This is a genomic window from Novosphingobium sp. BL-S-33 (assembly GCF_056857025.1).
Window position 1 is genome coordinate 628755 of the sequence record NZ_CM166475.1, and the last position, 24352, is coordinate 653106.

The window sequence follows — 24352 nt, forward strand, 5'->3', positions numbered from 1 at the left end:
ACCAAGATCCGACGTGTGATCTGACAGGGTGGTTGCTCCCCGATAAGATGGAGATACGGGCTCACGATTGGTACCGGGCCCAAGCGTCTAATGGAGAGCAACCATGGAGCAATATATCGGGCTTGATGTTTCGCTGAAAGAGACGGCAGTTTCGATCCGCGAGGGTGGGATGCGGATATGGCGTGGAAAATGTCCCTCCGATCCCAGGCTTCTGGCGGAGGTGATCAGGGAGCGCGCGCCGAACGCCGTGCGCGTCGTGTTCGAGACCGGTCCCCTGTCGACCTGGTTTCATCATGCTTTGGTGGCTGAAGGCGTGCCTGCCATTTGCATTGAAGCACGCCATGCTCAGAAGATATTGAATGAAACGCTCAACAAGACAGACGCCAATGATGCTGACGGCTTAGCCCAACTGGCGGAGGCCGGTTTTTATAAGGCGGTACGGATCAAGTCGTTTGACGCCATGCTGACACGTACGCTGGTGGGTGCCCGCAACCAGCTTCTCGAGGTCTCAACCAAACTGAGCAACCAGATCCGTGGCTTGATGAAGACGTTCGGTCTTATCGTCCCTCCGGGCAAAGGCGCCGTGTTTAGCGGCAACGTCCGGGAGCTTCTGGACGGGCGGGATAGCTTGGCGCGGATCATATTACCCCTGCTCGAGGCTTGGCGCGACATCCGTCAGCATATTGTCGATCTCGATCGCCAACTCCTCACACTAGCGCGGAAGAGCCAGGCGGTTCAGCTACTCATGACGATCCCAGGGATCGGCGCGGTCACTGCTGCATCGTACGTCTCGGCGGTTGAGGACCCAGCGAACTTCCGGACGTCGCGCTCTGTCGGCGCATGGCTGGGGCTAACGCCGCGTCGTTACCAGTCCGGCGAAGTGGATTACGAGGGCCATATCTCACGACGAGGCGACAACCATCTGCGGAGTCTTCTCTTTGAAGCCGCGACAGCAATGCTGACCCGCACAACCGTCAAGACGGGGAGCAACCTCAAAGATTGGGGGCTCAAGCTTCGTGAACGACTGGGCTTCAGGCGCGCCGCCATAGCCGTAGCGCGTAAACTAGCGGTCATTATGCACACCATGCTCAAGACAGGAGAACCCTTCAACGCATCGGCTGGCGCCATCGTCTAACTACGACCGTCAGCCCCATATCCTCAGCGCGCCAAAGTGCGTCGAGGCGTCCCTGCCGTGGACGTGGGTCGGGCCATTCCGGACGACGGGCTGCAGCTTGAAGAAGACTGCGTCCAAAACATAGGAAGGCTTTACCTGCGAAGACCCATCGTGCGGCGGCTCATGCCGACCGCGGAGACAACCCTGCCCACAGCAAACGACGAGCCCCGCCCCACAACGGTCTCTGAAGATTTCCGATTGCGCCCAGCCAAATACTGTGCCGCTCGAACATCGCGGCCCGGCTTAAAATTCTACAACCTAACGCCCTTGACCTTGCGGACGCGATTAGACAACCCGTCATCCCCGCGAACGCAGGGATCCCGCCTTCGCGGGGGCGACGGGATGATGGACCTCTCGACTCAGGATCAAACGTGAACTCGGGCCATGTTTGCACCCGAGATCGGGCGAGCCTCTCACCCAAGGAATTGTCCAGGCGCACCGGGGACCATTTTTTCACCCCTCCCTCTTGCTCTTACGGGTTAGCCATTTGGCTAACGCCGCCGTTCGATCACCGCCTTCCGCATCTGCGTTCCACACCCGTTCCGGGTGCTTTTCCGTGCAGTTCGCTGTGTGCAATCGTCATCATAATACTCCCGGATCATTCCGAGAGTTCCGAAGCGGCGATTAAGTATGAACGGGATAGGCTCATGCGATATCGCAAACGCAAAAGGCCAAGCCAAACGGCTGCGGTTGAATCCAAAATATAGCGTGACTCATTTAGCGCCCTAGGTAACATTGCTTATGAGGTTGAAATGACCTCACCGATTAAATTTGGGGGAATTACATGCACAGATTTGGTAATGAAGATGCAGTGCAATTAACTGCGAGGGAACTGGACGTACTTCGTTTTGTGGCGATGGGACGTTCTGCTAAAGAAACCGCGATCGAACTGAAGATCGCACCTTGCACTGTCGAGCGGCACGTAGAAAACGTTCGCCTTAAAACAAGAACGCGCAATCGTGCTCATATGATTGCTCACGTGATCCGCGAAGGGCTTCTTCAGCCCTATCAGTAAGACCAATTATACAGTTCGTAAGCCGATGGACCCGGTGAAGCCACGCGGCGCAATCGGGCCCAGGCGACCATCAGGTCGTCCTTCAGGTCGTAATTGTCACATTCCACGAACTGCCCTTCAATTTCGACGCTCCTGACCCCCGGCCCGACCCCGCAGTCAAATGAAGACGGCGCGATCGAGAGCCCGGCACCGAGCGCTTTTATGCAAGCCTCTTTCCTGACCCATACGCTCAGGAAGGCGCGATCGCAGATGGGGCTGCCCGGCCCGCATTCCGGGCCCCGCAGTCCCGCCTGCTCATCCTGCGTGTAGTGAAGCACGCTCAGTTCGTCGGCGTCCTCGATGGGACGGACCGCTTCCAGATCGACACCGATCTCATATTCCTGCGACCATGCGATCAGCGCCGACTGGCCGCTGTAGCTGATGCTGCATTGCGCCCCCGGTACGCCCGACAGATAGGGTTTGCCCAGATCGCCAGGATCATAGCGCTGGTCTGCCGCCGCCACTCCGAAATAGCACTCGCCCAGCACGCGCAGCGCGCCATGCGCCGCGATGTAGCGCCGGCGCAGTGGCTCGCGCACAAAGCGCCCTGCCCGCTCCCGCTCCGCATCCGAAAGGGTGGCGGCAAGACGCGGATCGACGATGTCCGGCACAGACAGCAGCCATAGCGGAAACGGTGCCGTAATCGGCTCCATCGCAAGGCGAAAGCCGCGCAAGGCCCTGTCCGCATCGCGGTTCAGCGCCAGTAGTGCGTGGTTACGCACTTTCCAGGCTTTGGCTGCGGCGCGGCGCCAGTGCGGAGCGCCGCGCGAAATCGCTCAGCAGGCGCGGCGGATCCGGCGTGTCCTCCCGGCGCAACAACTGCTTGGCAAGGAACAGGATATGCCCGCCCATCCATGCCATGTCGGCCAGCATAGCATAGGCGCGGCCGTGGTTCTTGACGAAGTAGCGCTGGCGGGAATCGAACCAGTAGCCGGGCATGCGCGGCAGCTTTGCATCCTTGGCATGGACCCCGATGCTCTGTCCCGCGATGTGCAGCACCACGGCCTGCGGCAGGTACCACGTCTGCCAGCCTTCAGCCCGGATCATGCGGCAAAAGTCGGTTTCCTCGTAGAAGAGGAAGAACCCCTCGTCGAAGCGGAGCCCTTCCTCCAGCACCTTGCGGCGGATCGCGAAGCTGGCGCCGCTGACCCAGTCGACGGGTTCCGGGCGCGGCCCCATCCGGCGGCCGATGGCGTGGCGCGACAGCAACCTGGAGGCCGGCCCCCAGCGCAGTCCCCGCTCCAGCTCACCCAGAATGGTCGGAAAGCGGAAGGCATAGGGCCACAATGCGCCGTCGCCTTCGAGCAGTGCCGTGCCGACCACGCCCGCGGCGGGAACGGCGGCCATGAACTCCACCAGCGCCCGCGCCGCGCCGGGCATGACGCGGGTATCGGGGTTGACCAGCCACACCGTCTGCGCAGGATCTCGGCCCGACAGGATCGCCTCGAAACCGATATTGTTGCCCGCACCGAACCCGCCGTTGACCGGCGAGCGGATCACGGTCACCCAGTCCCACTTTTCGCGCGCGACTGCCGCTTCGATCACGGCGGCCGAGCCATCGGGCGAGGCATTGTCGATCACGAAGACCCGCAGCGCGATATCGGGGCCGCGCTCGGCTAGCAGGCTCTCCAGACAGGAGACGACGAGCGGTCCGGTGCGGTAGTTGACGATGATAACGTCGAGCGAAGGCACCGTATTGGCGGCGTTGGAAGGGGTCATTCCGCGGCTACTCCCAGCAATTCGACGGGCCCTTCCAGCGCCTCGGAGGCGTAGGACGGGGCCAGGTCCATCAGCGCATTGTCGAGCGCTTCCTGAAACAACGGAGCCAGCGTCTCGATATTCGGTTCCTGCAAGCTGCTGCCGTGTCCGCCGGGCACGTCGACGATCATGATCTCCTCGCGCACGCGCTTGCCCCAGCCCAGCGCATAGTCACGGTAGGTCAGGCGGTACGGCATGTCGTCGGGCAGATTGGTGACGTCGCTGGCCTTGAACAGCGCTACCATGCCGCCTTCGAAAATGCCGCGCGGCTGATGCTCCTTGTGCGCCACTTCATAGAGCTTGAGGAACGACATGGCCCGGGCCGGCGTGCTTTCGGCGGCCGTGAGCACGCCTCCGGCACGCAGGGACTGGACGGTGCGGCGGTCGCGGATCCGGCTGACGCGCGAACCCACTTCCCAGCGGGCGGCGTTCCAGGCGCGGCGGCCCAGTTCAGGTAGGACATGTGCGGTGCCGACCTCGCCGATCAGCCCGCGCATGCGCGCCAGCCTGAACCGGGTGTTGAGGAACCGGCGCCTGCGCGCCTCGACATCGGCGGCGTCGATAATGCCCACGAAAGCCACCTGCTCACCAAGGTCCTGAAGCTGGCGGCCAATCTCGAAGGCGATGACGCCCCCCGCGCAGAGCCCTGCCAGCAGATAGGGCCCGGTCGGCCGGGCCTGCCGGATCAGGCCGAGGTAATAGGCGGCCATTTCGTCGATGCGGGTATGGGCATAGCTGCCGTCCGCATTCCGCAGCGGTTCGAGCCCGAGGATCGGCCGCGCCGAATCCAGTCGCAGGGCAAGGCCGCGATAGAGCAGCGTCTCGCCAAGTCCGTCGTGGATGAGGAACAGCGGCAGGCCCGATCCGCCCTTGCGGATGGTGATGACGCCCGTCTCGACGGTTTCCGCCGCCGCGCTCGTTCCGCCGCCCAGCGCGCGGCTGTCGGGATCGATGACCGCCGCAAGGTTCGCCACGGTGGGCTGGCCGAGCATGGCCGCCAGCGGCAGCGTCTGTCCGGTCTTGCGGCGCAAGCGATTGGTGAATTGGACGGCGAGCAGCGAATGGCCGCCAAGGTCGAAGAAATTGTCGTTGCGGCCCACCGCGTCCATGCCGAGCAGATCGCACCACAAATCGGCAATGACCTTCTCGGCCTCGGTTGCGGGCAAGTCGGCGGGATCGCCCTCGCTTGCGGCCGGGGCCCGGCGCGGCGGCTTGCGCAGGCGGGCGAGCACGCCTGCCAGCGGATAGGGCGAAATCACTGTGTGCGGCCGGGCCTTGCCTGCCAGCAGGCGCTCGACGATCCGGACGCCTTCTTCGGGCAGAATAGCCTCGCCCTCCTGCGCGCCGGGAACCGGAGCGAGCGAAACGGGCACAGCGCCGGATTCGCTCCCTCGAGAGAGCAGACCGGTGTCGATCACCCGCATCATCGTGAACTCGCTCGCTTCCGCCAGCACGAGGCCGTCGGGATCGGTGATGGTCACGTTGAAGACAGCCGTCTGCCCGGCATCCTCGCCGCCCGGCCGCAGGCGCACGTGGCTAACAATCTCGGCCGGAAGCCGGGCGTGGAGCAGGAAGCGGCGATAGGTGAACGGCGCGTAGAAATCGCGCTCGGCATCACGCCCCGGGATCAGCGTCTGCGCCCCGGCGGTGGCGAAATCGAGCAGCGCGGGATGGAGCAGCACTTCATCGAGATCGCCGCGGAATTCTTCCGGCAGTTCGAGCCGCAGCAGCGCTTCGCCCTTGCCCACCAGCGTCCGGGTGAGGTTGTTCCAGCGCGGGCCGACCTGAAGCTTGGGCTGATCGGCCCCGCCGCCGATGCCCGAGCGGCAGCGCTCGGCAATGGCGTCGAGATCGAGCGCCGGATTGAGCGGCGTCGTGCCGTGACAGCGGACCAGTCCGCGCGCGTGCTCGATCCAGTCCTTGCCGCCCGCGCCTTCGGGACGACCGAGCACCGAGATGCGCCATCCGCCCTCGGTACGGCGGCGGGCGTGGATGCACAGTTCACGCGCGCCGTCGTCGGGCACTGCGAACGGCCGCAGGAACGAGAAGTCCGAGAATTCCAGCGGCCCCGGCTTCACGAGTGCAACCGCTGCCCGGGCCAGCTCAAGGAAGCCAGTCCCGGGCAACAGCGCACCGGCATTTACGACCCGATGCTCTGCGAGCAGCCAGTGCCGTTGGGGGGACAACGTGCCGGTGACGACGAATTCCTGACTGGAAATCGAATGGATCCGTTCGAGGAACGGGTGCGCAACGGGCTTGCCTTCGCCAAGATCCGCCGGAAGCTCGCTTGCGGCGCCCTCTGGCCGGTTGAGCGCGGCGGCCATGCCCACTTCGGCCCATTGGCTCCAGCCCACCGAGCACACCCGGGTAACCGGATCGTGGCGGCGCGACTGGGCATAGGCATCTAGGAAGGCATTGGCGGCGGCATAATCGATCTGCCCCGGAATGCCCGCAAAGGCGCTGATCGAGGAGAACAGCACGAGGAATTCGGGCGCGTGGCCGTCCAGTGCCTCTTCCAGCGCCAGCGTGCCGTCGATCTTGGGCCGCAGCACCGCTTCGACCGCGCTGCGTGTGCGGGTTTCGATCAGACCGTCGTCGAGTGTACCGGCAGCATGGAACACGCCGATGATCGGCCCGAACCGGGCAACTGCGCGCCGCAGGCCCCGGCGCAGCGCGCGGGCATCGGCAACGTCGGCAACGACCGATTCCACTTGCGCGCCCGCCGCTTTGAGAGCCAGCAGCTTGCGCACTCTTTCCTCGGTCGCCAGCGGCAGGTCGCCCCGGGCGAGAAGTTCGGCCCAGCGCGCGCGCGGCGGCAGCGCGGTGCGGCCGACGAGCACGATCCGCGCGCCGAACCGGCTCGCCAGATGGCGTGCGATGGTGAGGCCGATCCCGCCAAGACCGCCGGTAACGACGTAAGTGCCACCCTGCCGGAGCAGGCTGTGGCCCTCGGCCATAGGCGCGCTGGCGGCCATGCGGTGATCGAGCACCCAGCCCTCGCCCGCGCGCACCGACAGTTCGCGGGCATCGGTCTCGCCCAATCCGGCGATTACCCAGTCGGTCAGCCCGGCGATCGCTTGCGGGTGAGCGACGGGAGAATAGTCGATGTCGATGGCGCGCGTGCGCAGGCCGGGATATTCGGCCGCGACAGTGCGCGCAGCGCCGATCATCGTTGCCTTGATCGGCATGACGGCGCTGTCGCCGCCCACGCATTGCGCCTGACTGGTGACGACCGCGAGTGCCACGTCGGTACCGTCGCAGGCGTCGGCCAGTTCGGGCGCCAGGGCGACAAGGCTGTGCAGTCCGCGAGCGAGCAGCGCATCGCGCTCCCTGCCCGAACGGCCGCTGCCCGGCGCGGTGACCTGCCAGCAGTGATAGACCTGCCGGGGCAGCAGTTCCGCATCAGCTAGGCGGCCGAGCAGCCAGCCCCAGTCGTTTCGCTCGCCGGCGCGCACGATGTACGAGCCTTCCGCCGTCTCCAGGCAGCGCTTTCCGGCGCGGACGGTCACGACCGGAACCTCACGCGCGCGCAGCCGGGCGGCGAGGCGCTCACCGAAACCGGCCTCGTCGCAGAGCACGAGCGCGGGGCCCTCAAGCGGTTCGCTGTCGGGAAGATCGCAGTGAGTCCAGACCGGTTCGTTGGCCCAGTCGGCCAGATCGAGCCGCACATCGTCAGCATGGCTGTACCCGCCAAGTGCTAGGCTGGCGCCGGGTTCGATCCAGTGGCGCTGGCGGTCGAAACGGTAGGTTGGCAGCGGCACGCGCAAGCGGCGTTCGCCGCCCCACCAGGCCTGCCAGTCGATATCGACGCCCGCCGCCCACAGTTCGCCCAGCGCCTGCGTGAGACAGGCATCGTCGGCCAGCGGCTGATCGGGGTGGCGCATCGAACTGATGACCGGCTGCGTGGCGGGCCGGGCGGGATGATGCCGCGCAAGGCTGCCCATGGTGCGACCGGGGCCGACTTCCAGCAGCACGCGCTCGGGATCGTCGAGCAGGCGCTGGAGGCCATCGGTGAAGCGCACCGGTTCGCGCAAGTGGCGGACCCAGTACTCGGGATCGGTCGCCTCCTGCGGGCGCACCCAGTCTCCGGTAAGATTCGAGGCGAAGGGGATCGTCGGCGCCCGCAAGTTCATCGTCCCCAGCAGCGCGCGGAACTCGGGCAGGATCGGATCGAGCATCGGCGAGTGCGCGGCCACGGTGATCGGGATAGGCTGCGATTCGATCTCGCGCGCGTCCAGCGTCTGGTGGAAGCGGGCGATGGAATCCGCCGCGCCGGAGACGACGCAGAGGCGCGGCGTGTTGATCGTCGCGATGGAAAGGTCGGCGGGCAATATCGCCGCGAGTTCGGCCTCGGACAGCGGCACGCCGAGCATGGCGCCCTCGCCCGTGGTCTCGAACAGGCGGCCGCGCGCGTGGACGATGCGCAGGCCGGTTTCCAGATCGACGACGCCCGAAATATGCGCCGCCGCATATTCGCCGCAGCTGTGACCGATCATCGCGGCAGGCTCTATGCCGAACGACATCCACAGCCGGGCCAGTGCCGTCTGCACGATGAAGAGCGCGGGCAAGGCATTGGAGGGGCGCTCCATTTCCTCGGCGGCGCGGGAGCGGTCGGCCTCCACCGGGAACAGCCAGCGGCGCAGTTCGGGCACCCCGATCCGGTTGGCCAATGCAATGCCGCGATCGATCTCGACGCGGAACATGGGCTCGGTCTCGTAGAGGTCGCGCGCCATGTCGACGTGCTGCGGACCGCCGCCGCAGAACAGGAAGGCGACCGGGCGCCCCGGAATGCATGGCGGCCGCGCGGAGGGATCCGCAGCCGCAGCCTCAAGCGCGACGACTGCTTCGTCCGCCGTTCCCGCCACGGCAAAGCGGCGGATCGGCAAGTGGCGGCGGCCCGTCACCAGCGTGAAGGCCGCATCGGCCAGCGAGCCCTCGGGGTTCGCGGCAAAGTGGGCGGCCAGTGCCTTCAGGTTGGCGCTCGCCGCCTCCGCCGTCTGTCCCGAACCGAGCAGGAGCTGACGGCGGCGGCTGGCGCTGCCCGGAGCGCGCAGCGGCGCTTCCTCCATGATGACGTGGGCGTTGGTGCCGCCCACGCCAAGCGAACTGACCCCGGCGCGTCGGGGGCGATGAGCACGCCGGGGCCAGGGCGCGCTTGATGCCGGTATGTAAAAGGGGCCGGCATCGAGCGCGCAATCTGGATTGGAGGTCGTGAAGTTGGGAACGGGAGGGATCTCGCCATGACGCATGGCGAGGGCGACCTTGATGACGCCGGCGGCACCGGCGGCGGTGTCTGTATGTCCGATATTGGCCTTGACCGAACCGAGCGCGCAGGGCTTCTCGGCGCCGGAGAAACCGCCGTAGACTTGTGTCAGCGCGGCCACTTCGATGGGATCGCCGATGGGCGTGCCGGTGCCGTGCGCCTCGACATAATCGATCTCGGCCGGGTCGACATCGGACACCGCCAGAGCTTCGGCAATGACGGCGGCCTGCCCGTCCACGCTGGGGGCGAGATAGCCGACTTTGCCGGCGCCGTCGTTGTTGATCGCCGAACCGCGCAGCACGGCATGGATGTGGTCACCGCTTTCGATCGCGTCTTCAAGCCGGCGCAGCGCCAGCACGGCGACGCCGCTGCCGAAGACGGTGCCCTTCGAGGCCGCGTCGAACGGGCGGCAGAGCCCGTCGGGCGAAAGGATCTCGCCCTCTTCATAGAGGTAGCCCTGCCGGTGCGGTAGTTCGATGGAGGTACCGCCCGCGAGAGCCATGTCGCACTCGCCCGAAAGCAGGCTCTGCATCGCCATGTGGATCGACACCAGCGAGGTCGAGCAGGCGGTCTGGACATTGATGCTCGGCCCCTTGAGGTCGAACAGGTAGGATACCCGCGTGGTCAGGAAGTCCTTGTCGTTGCTGGTGTGGCGCAGCAGGAACAAGCCCACATCGTTCACCAGTTTGCCGTTGGTGAGCAGGTTATAGGGCATGTAGGCATTGTGGCCCGAGCCCGCGAAGACGCCGATCACGCCGCCGCCACCACCACTCCCGCCCGCTTCCGCGAAGCCCTTGGGGGTGTGCCCGGCATCTTCCAGCGCTTCCCACGCACATTCCAGGAAATGGCGGTGCTGCGGGTCCATGATCGCCGCATCGCGCTGGCTGAGGCCGAACAGCGCCGCGTCGAAGCATTCCATGTCGGCCAGCGGCGCACCCCGGCGCACGTAGTTTGGGTTGCGGAGCAAGGCGGCGGGCACTCCGGCAGCGAGCAGTTCCGCCTCTCCGAAAGTCTCGATCCCCTCGCGCCCTTCGCGCAGCAGCGACCAGAACTCTTCAGGGCTGCGTGCCCCGGCAAAGCGGCAGGACATGCCGACGATGGCGATCGAGGGCGCGGTAGTCTCCATGCCGCCTTCCTCGAATGAACCGAACGACTGGTGCATGATTCAGACCCCCGAACCAATTGGCGAACCGACCCGCGTCCCCGCGCGCGCCGCGCCGCGCCGCATGAAGGCGTTCCGGCGGGCCAGTGCGCGTTCGTTGACTTCGCGCATGGCCGGTGCGTCGCTCTCGTCCGCCGTCAGATGGGCGCCGAGTGCGGCGATGGTCGGGAAGCGGAACACGTCGGTCAGCGCGAGCGGACGCGGCGCGATGGCGGCAAGGCGGCGATGCGCCTGGATGGCGAGCAGCGAATGGCCGCCGATATCGAAGAAGTTCTCGCCCCGCCCGACATGCGGGATCTTGAGCAGATCGCACCAGATCGCCTTGATCTGCGTTTCGATCTCGTTGGCCGGGGCGGTTTCCGCCGTTTCGGCGTGTTCGGTGGCAGCGGCGGCCGTGACCGTTCCCGGATCGGGCAGCGCCTTACGGTCGATCTTGCCGTTGGGCGTGCGCGGCAGCGCATCGAGCACGACCAGAGTGCCGGGCACCATGAACTCGGGCAGCCCGATACGCAGATGCTCACGCAGCGCGTCGATCTGAACCGGAACACCGCGCGGCGAGACGTAGCCGACAAGGCGTGTCGTCGCACCTTCGCGCAGGGCAACCACCACGGCCTCGGCCACGTTGGGATGTGCGGTCAGCGCGGATTCGATTTCGCCGAGTTCGATGCGGTAACCACGGATCTTAACCTGATGATCGAGGCGGCCGAGGAATTCGAGCGTCCCATCCGCGCGCTGGCGGGCAAGGTCTCCGGTGCGGTAGGCCCGCTCACCCGCGAGGAAGGGGTGCGCGACGAAGCGCTCGGCGGTCAGATCCGGGCGGGCATGATAGCCCCGCACCACACCCGCGCCGCCGATGACCAGTTCGCCGGGGCTTCCCGGCCGCACGGGTTCCAGCCTGCGGTCGAGGATATAGACCTGCTGATTGGCGAGCGGACGGCCAAGCGGCGGCGCCGCTTCGCCGGGTTCGAGTACGTGGACGGCGGACCATACGGTGGTCTCGGTAGGTCCGTACATGTTCATGACTTTGCCGTGGACGAGCGCGGCCATGTCCTGCGCCAGTTGCGGCGGGAATGCCTCGCCGCCCACCATCAGGCGGCGCAGCGCAGCAAGGCGAGGCCGTGCCTCCGGATCGCCTGCGAGCACCTGAAGCAGCGAGGGCGTGCATTGCAGATGCGTGACCCCGTGCCGCGCCATCAATTCGTGGAGCGGGCTATCAGCCTCGAATGCCGGAGCGGGCGCCGGGTTCTGGACGCGGTCGCGAAGGCGGTCGAGCGTCGGCAGGTGACGGACCACCGTTTCCGTATCGACACCGAAGTCGATCAGGCAGCCCACTTCGTCGACACCGATCTCGGAGAGCCGCGCGATGAGGTCGAGGTTGTCCTCGGGCGTGCCGAACAGGCCGCTGGTCTCGAAATAGCGCTCGAACGCATGTTCCAGCAGCGCGTCGGTTTCCTCGGCGGTGAGGCCGTCGAGGCTGACTTGCTCCACTTCCCCGTTCGGGCGGCGGAATGCGGGGAACGACCATGCGTACTGATGGAGCAGGTTGGTCGCGGTGCGCAGATAGTCCAGCAGCGGCTCACGCACGATGGCGCGGACCGAAGCCTCGTCCTCCCCAAGGAAGGTGTGGAGCATCAGCGTGGTGCGGCCCTCGCCCGGATGACCGGCCTCGCGCCACGCCTCGCGGTAGGCGGCGAGCTTGACAGCCACGTCCTCGATCGACTGGCCGAGCAAGTGCGTCAGCACATTGGCGCCAACCCGGCCCGCCTGGATAAACGTGTCCACATTGCCCGCCGAGGTGATCCAGCACGGCAGTTCGGGCTGAAGCGGACGCGGATAGGTGCGGATCTCCACGTCGTGGCCCAGCGGCCCCGGATAGGACCGCGCCTCGCCGCGCCAGAGCCCGCGCACATCCTCCATGCAGCGGCGCAGCGTGCCGGCCTTGTCGGCGAAAGCGGCGGGGTTGAACACGAAGTCGTCCGGCTGCCATCCGGAGGCGAAGGCAATGCCCACGCGCCCGCCGGAGATGTTATCGACCAGCGCCCACTCCTCGGCGATGCGCAGCGGGTGGTGCAAGGTGCCCACCACGCTGCCCGCGCGGATCTGTACGCGCGTGGTGCTCGCGGCGATGGCGGCAGCGGCGACCGAGGGGTTCGGATAGGGCCCGCCGAAGGCGTGGAAGTGGCGCTCGGGTGTCCAGACTGCTTCGAACCCGTGGGTATCGGCGAACCGCGCGCCTTCCAGCAGCAGGCGATATTGTTCGGCCGCATCGCCTGCCCTTGAGCTGGCGAAGTAGAACAGGCTGAAGCCTACGGGCCGCGTCGGCACGGCGGTCTGAACGCTGCCATGGCCACCGCTGCGCACATCGCCGCGCACTTCGCGCTCATTGGCGATGACGACGTGGTAGCCGTGCATCAGCGGCCAGAGCAGTTCCAACACCGAGATGTCGAAGCTGAGGCTGGTGACGGCAAGCCAGGTGCCCTCGGGCTCCAGCTTGGCGTCCATGCCCGCGAAGAAATTGAGCAGGTTGCGGTGCTCGACCATGACGCCCTTGGGCAGCCCGGTCGAACCCGAAGTGTAGATCATATAGGCGAGATTGCCGCCGGTTTCGCCGCCCTCGATCGGGTCGGACGAAAGCGTGGCCAGCGCCGGGCGCAGGTCTTCGAGAAGCAGTACTTGCGCGTGGCCGGGCGATAGGTCTCCCGCCAGCCCGGCCTCGCTGAGGATCAGGCGCATGCCCGAATCCGCCACCATGTGGGCCAGTCGGTCGCGTGGGTACGAGGGGTCGAGGGGGACATAGGCACCGCCCGCCTTGTGCACCGCGATCAGGCAGGCGAGCATTTCGACGGAGCGCGACAGGTGCAGGCCGACCAGCACCTCGGGCCCGACGCCGCGCATGGCAAGGCCATGGGCGATCCGGTTGGAAAGCGCATCAAGCTCGCCATACGTGAGCGAAGTTCCGCAGGAGGTCACCGCGAGGCGATCCGGCGTGAGCGCCGCTTGCTCAACAAAGCGCTGGTGCCACGTCTCACCCAGCGGCAGCGCGGTTTCGGTCGCGTTCCAGTCCTGCAACACGCGGCTGCGTTCGGCCGCAGTCATCAGCGGCAACTTGCCGACGGCCAGTTCGGGCGCGGCTTCGGCGGCGGCCTGCATGGCCTCGAACGCGTTCCAGAGGTCGTCCGCCTCGTCGGGCAGGAAGCGGGTGGCGTCGAACGTCCAGCGCCACGTCCCCTCCGGCGCGCAGATGGCCAGGCTTAGCACGGAGCCTTTCCGCGGGCGGGCGTTCTCAAGCCGGTCGACCAATTGCACGCTGACAGGATGCGCGAAGCCACTGCCTCCGCGCAGTTCCGGACTGCGCGCGACAAGATCGCGGGATATTGCGACGTGACGATGCAAGTCGGCGATTTCGCGCTGGAGCCTTTCGGTCAGAACAGCGACCGGGGCGGTGAAATCGACCGCGACCTTGAGCGGGGCTTCGTTGGCGAACCACGCCGCCACGTCTTCAAGCCGCGACCGGCCGACTTCGTCGCCATAGCCGATCTCGACACCGTCGCGGTCGGCCATGCGGGCGAGGCACGCCACCATCAGGGCCATCGTCGCCATGCCGCCGCAGCCCGGTGCGAGCGGTCGGTCGATCACGGTCCAGACCGGGCCACCTTCCTCCGAAGGGGGGCGGAAGCTCGGCAATTGCAGGCTTTCGCGCAGCTGGAGACGGCGGCGCCACCATGCCTCGAACCGGCCTGCGGCCGCGTCGAGCATTTCCAGACTGGCGCGCCGCTCCGCCGAAAGCGTGGCGAACACCGTCGTATGTCCAGCATCGAGGCTCTCCAGCGGCTCGCCGTCGAGCGTGGCCATGCGTTCGATCCGGATGTCCCGGTCAGCCGTGGCGACAACCGGCGATGCGCCCCAATGCAGGACGGTGCCGGGCTCTGCGCCCGACCAGTCGTCGAGCACGGTGATCTGGCGGACAAGGAACAAGTGCTCGCCCAGCAGCGCCTTCGCAGTGCCCATCGGATTGGCGTAGGCACCGTAATCGAGCGCGCCGACCAGCCTTGCGATCTCGGCCGCGGGACGGCTCCAATCGATGGTGGCGGCAGCGGCGGGACGGTCCGCGCGGCCGAACATGCGCAGCGGCGCCTGTGTTTGCGGCACGGCCGAAGCGACGGCGCGGTCAAGGTCCGCCACCATCGTCTCGAAGCAGCGGAGGCCCGCCTCGAAGCAGCGGGTGTTGAGCGAAAGCGCGGTCTCGCCCGGGGCGATCTCGAACGTTTCGGCGGCCAGAACGGCGCCCCGGTCGATCTCGCGGGTCATCAGGTGCCAGGTGACGCCGTGCTCGCCTGCGTCGTCGAGCAGTGCCCAGACCGGCGTGTTGAGCCCGGCGCGGGCAGGCAGCGGGCCGTCGTGGAAATTGACCGCTCCGCGCGAAGCCAGCCCCAGCACGTCTTCCGACAGCACCGAGAGGTTGGAAATGCTGAACAGCCAGTCGATCGGTCCGATCCCGGCGCTGAGCAGGTCCTGCTGACGGCCGAACAGCGGCAGTCCGCCGCGCCGCGCCCAGTCCGCCGCCGGCGACAGCGGCGTCGCGACAACGGCTACGATCTGGTGGCCGCGCTCTCGCAACAGCTCGCCGCACTGCGCCAGAAGCGTCTCGTTACCGACAAGAATTGTGCGGGCAGCGCCCCCCCGTTTCCCGTCAAAGTCCAGACCTGCAAGTTCGACAAACGGATCGGTATTCGGATCAGTCGTCCCACCCATGGACTTATCTCCTTACCCGACGAAGCCTATCGGACTGGCCCGCGGACCACCATTTCATCAACACGGTCCAGAAATTCATGGTGCCAGAAATTCAGGATGGCCCGGATATTCGGAATTGAGCGCGCACGAAATTCGGCGGCAGTACTTATTTGTATTCGATGAGCGGGCCCGTTTCGGCAAAGCGCGGCTTGCGACGGCGGCGCCAATAGTCCAGCTGTCCTTGAAAATGCGGCAGCTTGCCCAGTGTAGTGAAGCTGGCCAGCAGGGGGCCGCCCCGCAGGCAGACGCGCGTCCAGAGCACCGGCCAGAACAGCCACATCGGCGGCATGGCCCAGATCACATTGCGCATCACCCGCCGCCGCAAGGCCGGATCGAAAGTACCGCGCAGCGCCAGACCCTCGGCCAGCGCGTAGCCGGTGCGGCGGTTGTGCTGCCACCACTGCGAAAAGCGCGTCATCGCCGCATCGTGGATCGTTGCGTCCATATCGAGCTGCCGGATCGACCAGCCGCAGCGGCGGATGCGGCAGCACAAGTCCGGCTCCTCGCCCGCGATCAGGTCCTCGCGAAAGCCGCCGACCGAGCGGAACGGCGCGACACGGAACAGCATGTCACCACCGCAGGCGCGGGCCGCGTTTCCGGAACTGTCCCATTCAAAGTCGCGGAGGCGGTTGTAGGGACTGGCGTGGGGATCGCGCTCCCGGCGGCGACCGCAGGCGGCGGCAAGTTCTCCATCCGCACGCAAGGCGCTCAGCGCGTGGTCGAGCCAGCCCGGCACGAGTTCGCAATCGCCGTCGATGAAGTGGACGAAGGCCAGCCCCGGATCGTCGCGCACCAGCCAGGCAAGACCGGCGTTGCGCGCGCGGGCCGGGGTGAAAGGGAAGCGCGGGTCAAGCTCCACCACCGGCAGTCCGCGCCGTTCTGCCAGCGCGACGCTGCCGTCGCTCGATCCCGAATCGACATAGACGGCACGCGGCGTCTGGCGCAGCACGCTGTCGATTGCGAGGGACAGGCGCTGCCCCTCGTTGCGGCCGATAATGACGAAGGCGACTTCGTTCATGGCCCCCGTTCCGTGCGGATCCAGCTGCGTTCACGCCGGGTGACGAACTGGGCCAGCAGCGGCAGCTTCCACAGGATGTAGCCGGGGATCTGGCCGATGCTCGACACCGGCAGCACGCTGCGGCCATGTCGCCACCATGCCGCGCCGAGCGCCAGCGCCAGTGCGAGGCTAGCCCCCAACAGGAACAGCGTCGGCGGGCCGATCCCCACCATTAGCAGGAGCAGCACCAGAACCGCCATGAGCACGGCAATCAACAGCACGGTGGGCGGCACCAGCAGATCGAAAGCGACAACGATCAGGCTCGCGCCGCCGCGAAACAGCCGGGCGCATCCGGCGGCAAGCAGCCGGGGCACGAGTTGGCGTGCGCTCTCCAGCATGCCGTGTTCCCATCGGCGGCGCTGGCTGGCGGTGCCGCGCGCGGAACTCGCGCCGCTGTCGAACCGGGCGGCGGGCTCGAACACCACGGACTGTCCGGCGAGCAGCAGTTCGACGCCCATGTCGAGATCCTCGACCAGCGACGCAGCGGCCCAGCCGATCCGCGCGAAGACGGGGCGCGGAAAGGCCATGCCCGATCCTTGCAGGAGCGCCGCGCCCCCCAGACTGTCGAGCGCGAGTTGGCGGACGAGGTTCTTCACGAGGAATGCGAAGCACGAGACGCGCACCACTGCATCGGCGGCTGGCGGCGGGATCATCAGATAGGCGCCCTGCACGACCGCGCCGCGCCGAGCCGCAGCCGCCACCAGTGCCGGAATCGCGCCGGGATGGGGTAAACAGTCTGCGTCGTTGATGACGACGATATCCGCTTCGCCCGTCGTCCGCTGGGTCTCGATGAAGACGCGGCCGTGCTCCAGCGCATAGCCTTTACCGCGCAGTGCGGGGTCGGTCCGCTCGATCACCGTCGCGCCGAGCGCGCGGGCGATGGCGGCCGTATCGTCGGTGCAGTTGTCGGCAATGACCACGAGTTCGTCGCAGGCACGCAGCTGCGCGAGAACGGCAGAAACCACTTGCGCGATCCCTTGTGCCTCATCATGCGCGGGCATCAGCACGATGCAGGCGGGCGCGCTGTCATTCCCGGTCCCGGACAGCCGCGCGGAGCGGCAGGCACCCACCGCGCATTCCAACGCAAGCATCAGCACGGGCAGCGCCGTGCCAAGCGCAATCGCCCATGCCAGAACGAATATCATCGCGCCGGGCTGGCAGCAGCGGGGCCGGCGGGCGCTTCGGCCTCGTTCGGCACCGGCATCGGTACTGGCTCAAGCGGCTGACGGTGGCGACGTTGCAGGATCGGCGGCATCCAATCGGACTTCAGGTTTTGCAGGCGCATACGCCAGTCGGTCTTGTCGCCGGTGCCCGGCCGCACGCGAAAGTCGGTGGAGCGTTCGATCCCGCGCGGGTCTTCGCCCATCGCCGTATAGTAATAAGTCGCGATCGAGCGGCGCGAGCGGCCTTCCGGGCAGGTCAGCGGCTCGGGATGGCCGTGGAACGTGTCGCGATCGGTGCTGAAGATCACCGCCCGTCCGAATTCGGGCAGCACCGAGTGGCGGGCCTGCTGCATACCGCGATCCCACAGTTCCAGCGCGCCGCCATATTCGGGCGCCCAGTCCTCGTTGAGGTAGATCAGCAGGTTGAGCCGGCGCTCGACTTTCATGCCCGCGTGGAACGGGAAGTCGGCATGGACGCCAAGGTGCCCTCCCCGGCGCGTCTCGTGGAGCCCGGCACCGGCATGGTAGGGATCGGGGATCAGCCCGCGAATGCCGGTCATCTGCGTCAGGAAGGTCAAGAACGCGCGCGAGTTGAGTTCGGCGAACAGGATCCGCGATGCCGGGCCTTCGCACTGGTCCGGGCGGAACTGGAACTTCAGCCGTTCTTGCGAGCGGTCGAAGTAGTCATGCCCGGTACTGTCGGGGAATTCGGCGGCCACCCGGCGCAGCAGGTCGGCATCGAGGAAATCATCCACCACCACATGGGGGAACGGGTCGTTGAAGCGGTATTCCGCCGCCTTGTCGGCACCGGCAGCCTTGCAGGCTTCATGATCGAAGCATTGATAACCGCCCAGATCCGTCATTTCCAGATACGCCATCGCAGCCTGCCCTCTTGCTGGCACCACGCGCGAAAACGCGTTCGCGGGCCCACGTTCCGGCCCGCAGGATAGATCGCGCGGGGGGCGCGGCGGCAGACCTGAAACTCCCCTCGCAGTTCTCATGATCGACACTGCCCGCGCCCGAACGGTAGATTTCCCGCGATACCCTGAGGGAGGATTGTGCGTGCAGATGGGGACGGCTTTGCCACCAGAGTCCATTCGGGTCGCGATCTGATGTTCTTTCCGAATGCCGCGCCGGCAGCGGAACCCGGGTCGGCGCCAAGCCGCAACCTGATCGACCGGATCAAGGGACTGGCGCTTCGCGACACCAATGTCGTGGTCGTCACCGTCATCCTCAACAATCTGCTCAGAGCCGTCAGCGGCATGATCCTGACGCGCCTGCTGGTGCCGGAAGTCTTCGGCATTTCGGGCATCGTCGCCTCGATCCAGTTCGCTGCGACGATGTCCACCGACTTCGGTTTCCAGCCCTTCGTGGTGCGCCACAAGAATGGCGACGATCCGCGCTTTCTCGACACGGTGTGGACCGCCTCGCTGATCCGTGCGCTGTTTCTGGCGCTGGTGCTGGTCGTCTGCGCGCGTCCGATCGCCATGCTTCTGGAAAAGCCGGAGCTTGCGCTGATCATCGCGGTTTCAAGCCTGACCTTCGTGTTGGACGGTTTCTCGTCGAGCAGCATGCTCACCGCCTTGCGCCAACGACTGGTGCTTCGCCTTTCGGCGATCGATATCGTCGTGCTTGTCGTACAGATCGCGGTGAGCGCGGTCCTGGCCTATTTCTGGCGCAGCTACTGGGCGATCCTGGCGGGTATGCTGACGAACGGAGCGCTCAAGCTGGTGCTCAGCTACGTCATGTTCGACGATTCATTCCGCAAGTTCCGGCTGGACCGGGATGTCGTGCAGGAACTGTGGTCCTTCGCGCGCTATATCACCGGCTCCAGCCTGATCTTCCTCGTCATCTCGCAGTGCGACAAGTTCGTGCTCGCCAAGGTCATGTCGCTCAACCACTTCGGCCTTTACGTGCTGGCGGGGAACCTCGCCTCGGCGCCGCTGGCCTTCGCGATGACATATGCCAGCCGCGTGCTCTATCCCACCTATGCCCAGCTCTGGCGCGACGGGCACGGGGATCTCAAGGCCAAGTTCTACGAACGGCGCAAGATACCCTCCCTGCTCTACACATTCGCGACGGGCGGGATCATCGGTGCGGCGCCGATCATCGTCAAACTCTTCTACAGCGCCCGTTATGCCGAAGCGGCGATCTACCTCCAGGTGCTATCGATCTCGTCGTTGCTGGCGCTTTCGTCCAATGCTGGAAACGAAGCGCTGCTGGCCGCCGGACACGTGCGAGCCTCGCTGGAGGCCAGTATTTCCAAGCTGGTCTGGCTGGCGTTCGCCGGCGTTGCAGGCTTCGTCTTTTACGGCGAGTTCGGCCTGATCGTGGCGGTGGGCGTGATGGAACTGCCCGCCCTGCTGGTCAAATGGGTGCGGATGCAGAAATTCGACCTGCTCGACCTGCGGCAGGAGCTGTTCTATCTGGCAGCCGGTCCGGTGGGTGTGGCTTGCGGTCTTGGTGCCGATCTGGTGATCGGGCCACTGCTCCACTGAATTCGGGCGGTTCCACGGCCAGCCTCTCTCCGTATTTCTGACCAAATAGGCCCGTCGCCCCCGCGAAGGCGGGGGCCCCGCTTTTTGGTTTCACGCAGAGACGCGGAGACGCAGAGAGACTGCCCCTCTGCGTCTCCGCGTGTCTCTGCGTGCTGAACGAAGAACAAGCGGGATCCGCCAAGTTCACAAACGAAGTGCAACACCAGGTTATGGTGTTGTCATGGGAAGAGCTTACGAACAGCTTGATCTGGAAGAGCGGTGTACGATTGCCCGTCTTCATGAAGACGGGCAATCGCTGCGCCAGATCGCGGCAGCTGTGGATCGCTCGGCATCGACGATCTCTCGGGAGCTGAAGCGCAACAGCGGCAGCACGGTGGGCTATCGGCCCGGCTATGCGCAAGAGCAGGCGCGCGCCCGGCGTCGGTCGGGCATGCGCCTCGAACGCGATCAGGCCTTGCGCGAGGGCGTGCTGGGCCGCCTCGCGGCCGGCTGGTCACCCGAGCAGATCGCCGGCCGCATGGCCCGCGAGGCCGGCGTGCGTATCATCAGTCACGAGAGCATCTATCGCTTCATCCATGCCCAGATCAGGCGGACGAACGATCGATCATGGCGCCATTATCTGCCCCGCGCCAAGGCCCGCCGCGGATGGCGCCGCAAGCCCGGCGGATCCTCGGTCCGCTTCATCGCCAAGCGCCAACCCATCGCCATGCGCCCGGACGAGGCCGCGGATCGGTCCCGGCCCGGCCACTGGGAGGCCGACTTCATGCTCTTCGCCCGATACGGCCAGGTCATCCTCGTCGCCCATGAACGCTCCTCGCGCTACACCCTGATCTGCCATCCGCCCGACCGAAAGGCCCGGCGCACCGCCGACCTGCTCGCCGCCATGCTGCGGCCCTGGCCCGCCGCCTTGCGCCAAACCCTGACCCTCGACAACGGCACCGAGTTTGCACAGCACCACAGGTTGCACCGTCTCGGCATCGATACGTTCTTCTGCGACCCCCACGCCCCATGGCAAAAGGGCGGCGTCGAAAACGCCATCGGCCGCCTCAGACGCGACCTGCCGCGCAAGACCAACATCGAGGATCTCTCGCCTGCCCACTTTGAGGACATCATCCAACGCTACAACAATACACCGCGAAAATGCCTCGACTTCAAAACACCCGCCGAGGCATGCTCTCTTCAACCGTTGCACTTCGAATGTGAATCCACATCCCCGCCTGCGCGGGGATGACGGGATTTGGAAATCAGGGGATTTAGGAGAAGCCGTGTGGCTCTAGTGGCGCCGGGATGAACCCCAGCCCATCAACGCAGCCGTATCGCCTCCGGCGTCCTTGGACTCCGCAAGTCGCTCCCCCGCACCGCAAGCGCGAAGCCGAAGAAGGCGAATGTCAGGAATGCCGGTCGCGACCCGAAGGAGGTGAAGGCGAACATCACCATCAGCATCACCAGGCAGGTGAACGCGAAAGCGCAGGCCTGAGACGCCAGCGGATCGATATCCGGCGCGGCAAGATCTCGGCGCCGTTTCCACAGTCCGATCAGTGGTGACAGGAACGCTCCCACGAAGATCGACAGCCCCGCCACCCCCGACACAAGTGTCACCCAGAGATAGGAATTGACGAAATCGATGATCCCCTCCCCCTGTCGCATGTCGGCAAGGATATACGCGAGCTGGGGCGTCGAATAGCCGGTGAACGGCCGCCGCATGATCTCTTCGATGCCGCGCTGCAGCAGCATGCGGCGATATGCCACGGTGTCGTCCGGGCCCGCTCCCATACCGAGCGATGCCGCGATCCCGCTTGATACATGGGCGGCGGCAAAGACCAGAACGATGCCGCCCGCGAACAGGGCGGCTTTGAGGATCAGCCTTTTGTAGTCTCGGCGATAGACGTCGAGCACCAGCAGGCCGAGGAAGAAGCCGATCCACGCCCCGCGCGATTGCGGCACGGACATACCCAGGAAGACGAGGCCCACCAGCAGGTAATGATGCAGGCGTGACCGGAAATCGCTGCGCAGGATCCACAGCGCCATAAGGCACAGGGCAAGGACCAGCGCCGCCGAAGTCGATTCCATGAAGGGTCCGGCAGCGCGCAGGATTCCCGCCCGTTCCTTGACCAGAATGATCGTGGGCACCATGTCGCGGGCGTAAAGCTCGTTGTACATCGGCCATGCGCGGAAGGCCTCGAAGGTCATCAGCGATGCCAGCGCAACGCCGCCGCAAGCGAACCAGCGCATTGCGGCACGCAATTGGTCCACACCGTTGATACCCCGGCTCAGCACGAAATAGGGCAGGCCCAGGTCGAACACAGCGTTCACCAGCATGCGCAACACGTTCGTCATGCTCGTTTGGCGAGAGACCGCCACGCTCAGCAGCAGTATGACCGCGATCACCCACTTGTCGCTTGCAAAGCGGCGGGCGTGGAGGACCGGGCGACAGGCAATGGCAACGGCGCTCCCCAGCACCAGCGCATCGAGAATGCCGAAATCGAACAGTTTCAGCGAACCGACGTAGACCGGCAGGTCAAGCGGTGGCAGCAGCAGCACGCTGAACAGGTAAACCCCGGCAATGCGGCTGACCGAGCCCGCCAGCAGCGGCACCCAGAACAGCATCACAAGCTGGATCAGATGGGCTTCCGGAAGCATCCAGGCGAGCATCGGCGGCATGAACGTGCCGATCAGCGCCCGAGGCAACATCTCACGCCGATATTCGCCCTTCAAAGACAGGACGAACAGCGCTACGCCCAGTGTGCTGACACAGGCCAGATAAACGCCGGTACGGACCACCACGAAGGCGCCCGCGCCCAGCACCAGCATCGCCAGCAGCCCCAGACACACGGCGACACCCGTCGCATCGGCCGAACCGTTCGACGGTTGCGCCAGTGGCGGTCTCGGTTGCGGGTTCAGGGGCGATTCCGGCAGTCGATCGGTGTTCAGGCCCAGTGGCAGGTTCACTCGGCGTCTCCCATGAAACGGCGCACGGCGGCGAGCTTGGGCGCTTCGGACAGGGGCTGCCCGGCATATTCGCGCAGGCCCCACGAGCCGTATCCGGCAATCGGGGTGGTCGATGCGTAAAGCACCATGGTGTCGCCAAAGCGCTGCCGCCAACCTTCGAGATAGCGGGCATAGATCGCGCCCATGCGCGGATCGCGCTGGATGGCGCGCGCGAGGTCGAGGTCGTCGGTGATCAGATGCTGACCGCCTTCGTAGGCGATGTAGCGCTTGCCGTATTCGGCGGCGATGGCCTTGTTCTCGTCAGCCATCGCCATCGTGCGGTCCACCGCGCCGGGCAGCCCCGCGAATACCCGGTCGACATCGCCCGCGTGGTAGCCCTTGAGATCGAACCAGATGTAGGGCGCGGTCGCCAGCGCATCGACCCAGCGTGCCGTGTCGCGGTGGCCCAACACCATGCGTGCAAGCGAAGAATTGGCGTGTTGGGTCGAACAGACGCGGACCAGCGCGCTCGGCCGGTCGGCATAGACGGAGGTCCAGACTTTCATGGTCTCCTCCATGCGCTCGGCATAGCGTTCCATCCGCGCGCGCATGGGATCGCCCGCTCCCAGTCCCAGCGACAGGCCTTCGCGCTGCGCCTGTTGGGCCGCGTCGAAGTAATCGTTCCACACCTCGTTGCCGAATTCGACATAGACGGTGCGCTTGGGCGAGAGGCGCGCGCGGACGAGCTGCGCAAAGTGGCGCACATAGTCGGCGTCCGCATTGTAAGGCATCAGGAACCAGGGATCGGCACCGGTCGCATTGGCAACATCGACCATGTCCTCGATCGAGGCGCCTGCCGATGAGACTTGCGATGCCGAACCCGGCAATGTCCGCGTTGCCCACGAAACCGGGGCATTGTCATTGACGCGCTGCCAGTCGAGGAACCGGATTACCCGGAAACCCTTGAGGAATGCGAGAAAATCGGGATCGAAGCGGGCATCGGCAGGTGTTCCGACCTTGCGGCAGTCGATGTTCTTCAGCGGGTCCTGTGGATCGGTGCGGACCAGTTCGATCCAGGCCAGCTCCTCGGGGTTACCGGTGGGTTCCAGATCCAGCGTCAGCGAATGCGCGTCGCTGTCCTGCACTCTGGCCACGCCGCCGGCTTGCAGTTCGCCGTTGCCGGTGAACGTGCACCGCACGGTCTCCGGATGGAACGGTGCGCCCGGCAGGGCCAGCAGATGGGGGGCCGTCTCTCCCGGATTCAGCCATTTCACCCAGCCTGACGGATCGAGCTGGCTGTCTCCCATCTGCTTCCAACTCTGCCCGCGAGACGAGAACCACTCGCCCTGCTCGATCAGGTTGGCGAAGACAGGCTGCCGGTTGTAGGTGAGCAATCCGTAGAGATTGACCCCGATCACCGTGGGCCGCGGAGGGGCTGCTGCGGTCGGGTGCGAAGTTGGCGTAGCGGGAGGAGCGACGGCAACAAGCCGCGCCTCCCGGCCCG

The 24352-nt window shown here is 66.0% G+C and carries 13 protein-coding genes; 4 read left to right on the forward strand and 9 right to left on the reverse strand.

Going from position 1 to position 24352, the window contains the following annotated elements; translation table 11 throughout:
• Positions 1–103: 103 nt before the first annotated feature.
• The gene (locus AC1VVM_RS19555) at positions 104–1135 is read left to right on the forward strand and encodes an IS110 family RNA-guided transposase (protein WP_482956112.1); all 1032 of its coding nucleotides are present in this window, start codon (positions 104–106) and stop codon (positions 1133–1135) included.
• A gap of 823 nt (positions 1136–1958) precedes the next feature.
• Positions 1959–2189 (forward strand): response regulator transcription factor, encoded by a 231-nt coding sequence (locus AC1VVM_RS19560; protein WP_132386215.1) that lies wholly within the window; start codon positions 1959–1961, stop codon positions 2187–2189.
• On the opposite strand, the gene AC1VVM_RS19565 is transcribed toward AC1VVM_RS19560, so the two are convergent.
• The 7 genes from AC1VVM_RS19565 to AC1VVM_RS19595 form a co-directional block, all read right to left on the reverse strand.
• Positions 2183–2902, reverse strand: a complete 720-nt coding sequence (locus AC1VVM_RS19565) for a 4'-phosphopantetheinyl transferase family protein (RefSeq protein ID WP_482957149.1) — start codon at positions 2900–2902, stop codon at positions 2183–2185. The two genes, AC1VVM_RS19560 and AC1VVM_RS19565, sit on opposite strands and share 7 nt — an antisense overlap.
• 40 nt (positions 2903–2942) lie before the next feature.
• On the reverse strand, positions 2943–3947 hold the full coding sequence (locus AC1VVM_RS19570; RefSeq protein ID WP_482905442.1) for a glycosyltransferase family 2 protein: 1005 nt from the start codon (positions 3945–3947) through the stop codon (positions 2943–2945).
• The gene (locus AC1VVM_RS19575) at positions 3944–10411 is read right to left on the reverse strand and encodes a type I polyketide synthase (protein WP_482957150.1); all 6468 of its coding nucleotides are present in this window, start codon (positions 10409–10411) and stop codon (positions 3944–3946) included. Before AC1VVM_RS19575 ends, AC1VVM_RS19570 begins: the two co-directional genes overlap by 4 nt.
• Positions 10412–10414: 3 nt before the next feature.
• Positions 10415–15163 carry a MupA/Atu3671 family FMN-dependent luciferase-like monooxygenase gene (locus tag AC1VVM_RS19580; protein WP_482957151.1) on the reverse strand — a complete coding sequence of 1583 codons (4749 nt, stop codon included), beginning with the start codon at positions 15161–15163 and terminating at the stop codon, positions 10415–10417.
• A 145-nt stretch (positions 15164–15308) separates the two neighbouring features.
• On the reverse strand, positions 15309–16220 hold the full coding sequence (locus tag AC1VVM_RS19585) for a glycosyltransferase family 2 protein (protein ID WP_482905444.1): 912 nt from the start codon (positions 16218–16220) through the stop codon (positions 15309–15311).
• Positions 16217–17404, reverse strand: coding sequence for a glycosyltransferase family 2 protein (locus tag AC1VVM_RS19590; protein WP_482957152.1), 1188 nt, complete (start codon positions 17402–17404; stop codon positions 16217–16219). Before AC1VVM_RS19590 ends, AC1VVM_RS19585 begins: the two co-directional genes overlap by 4 nt.
• On the reverse strand, positions 17401–18300 hold the full coding sequence (locus AC1VVM_RS19595; protein WP_482957153.1) for a 2OG-Fe(II) oxygenase: 900 nt from the start codon (positions 18298–18300) through the stop codon (positions 17401–17403). The genes AC1VVM_RS19590 and AC1VVM_RS19595 overlap by 4 nt, the downstream gene beginning before the upstream one ends.
• A 234-nt stretch (positions 18301–18534) precedes the next feature.
• On the opposite strand from AC1VVM_RS19595, the gene AC1VVM_RS19600 reads away from it, so the two are divergent.
• Both AC1VVM_RS19600 and AC1VVM_RS19605 read left to right on the forward strand, forming a co-directional pair.
• Entirely contained in the window at positions 18535–19920 is a 1386-nt protein-coding gene (locus AC1VVM_RS19600) for an oligosaccharide flippase family protein (protein ID WP_482905447.1), read from the forward strand.
• Positions 19921–20140: 220 nt separating this feature from the next.
• A complete protein-coding gene (locus AC1VVM_RS19605) occupies positions 20141–21151 on the forward strand; it encodes an IS30 family transposase (RefSeq protein ID WP_482957154.1) in 1011 nt (336 codons plus the stop codon).
• 71 nt (positions 21152–21222) lie between these two features.
• Here the strand turns inward: AC1VVM_RS19605 and AC1VVM_RS19610 are convergent, their stop codons facing one another.
• Positions 21223–22869: an O-antigen ligase family protein gene (locus tag AC1VVM_RS19610; RefSeq protein WP_482905448.1), complete on the reverse strand. Its 1647-nt coding sequence runs from the start codon at positions 22867–22869 to the stop codon at positions 21223–21225.
• Positions 22866–24266: a hypothetical protein gene (locus tag AC1VVM_RS19615; protein ID WP_482957155.1), complete on the reverse strand. Its 1401-nt coding sequence runs from the start codon at positions 24264–24266 to the stop codon at positions 22866–22868. Before AC1VVM_RS19615 ends, AC1VVM_RS19610 begins: the two co-directional genes overlap by 4 nt.
• Between the last annotated feature and the right edge of the window lie 86 nt (positions 24267–24352).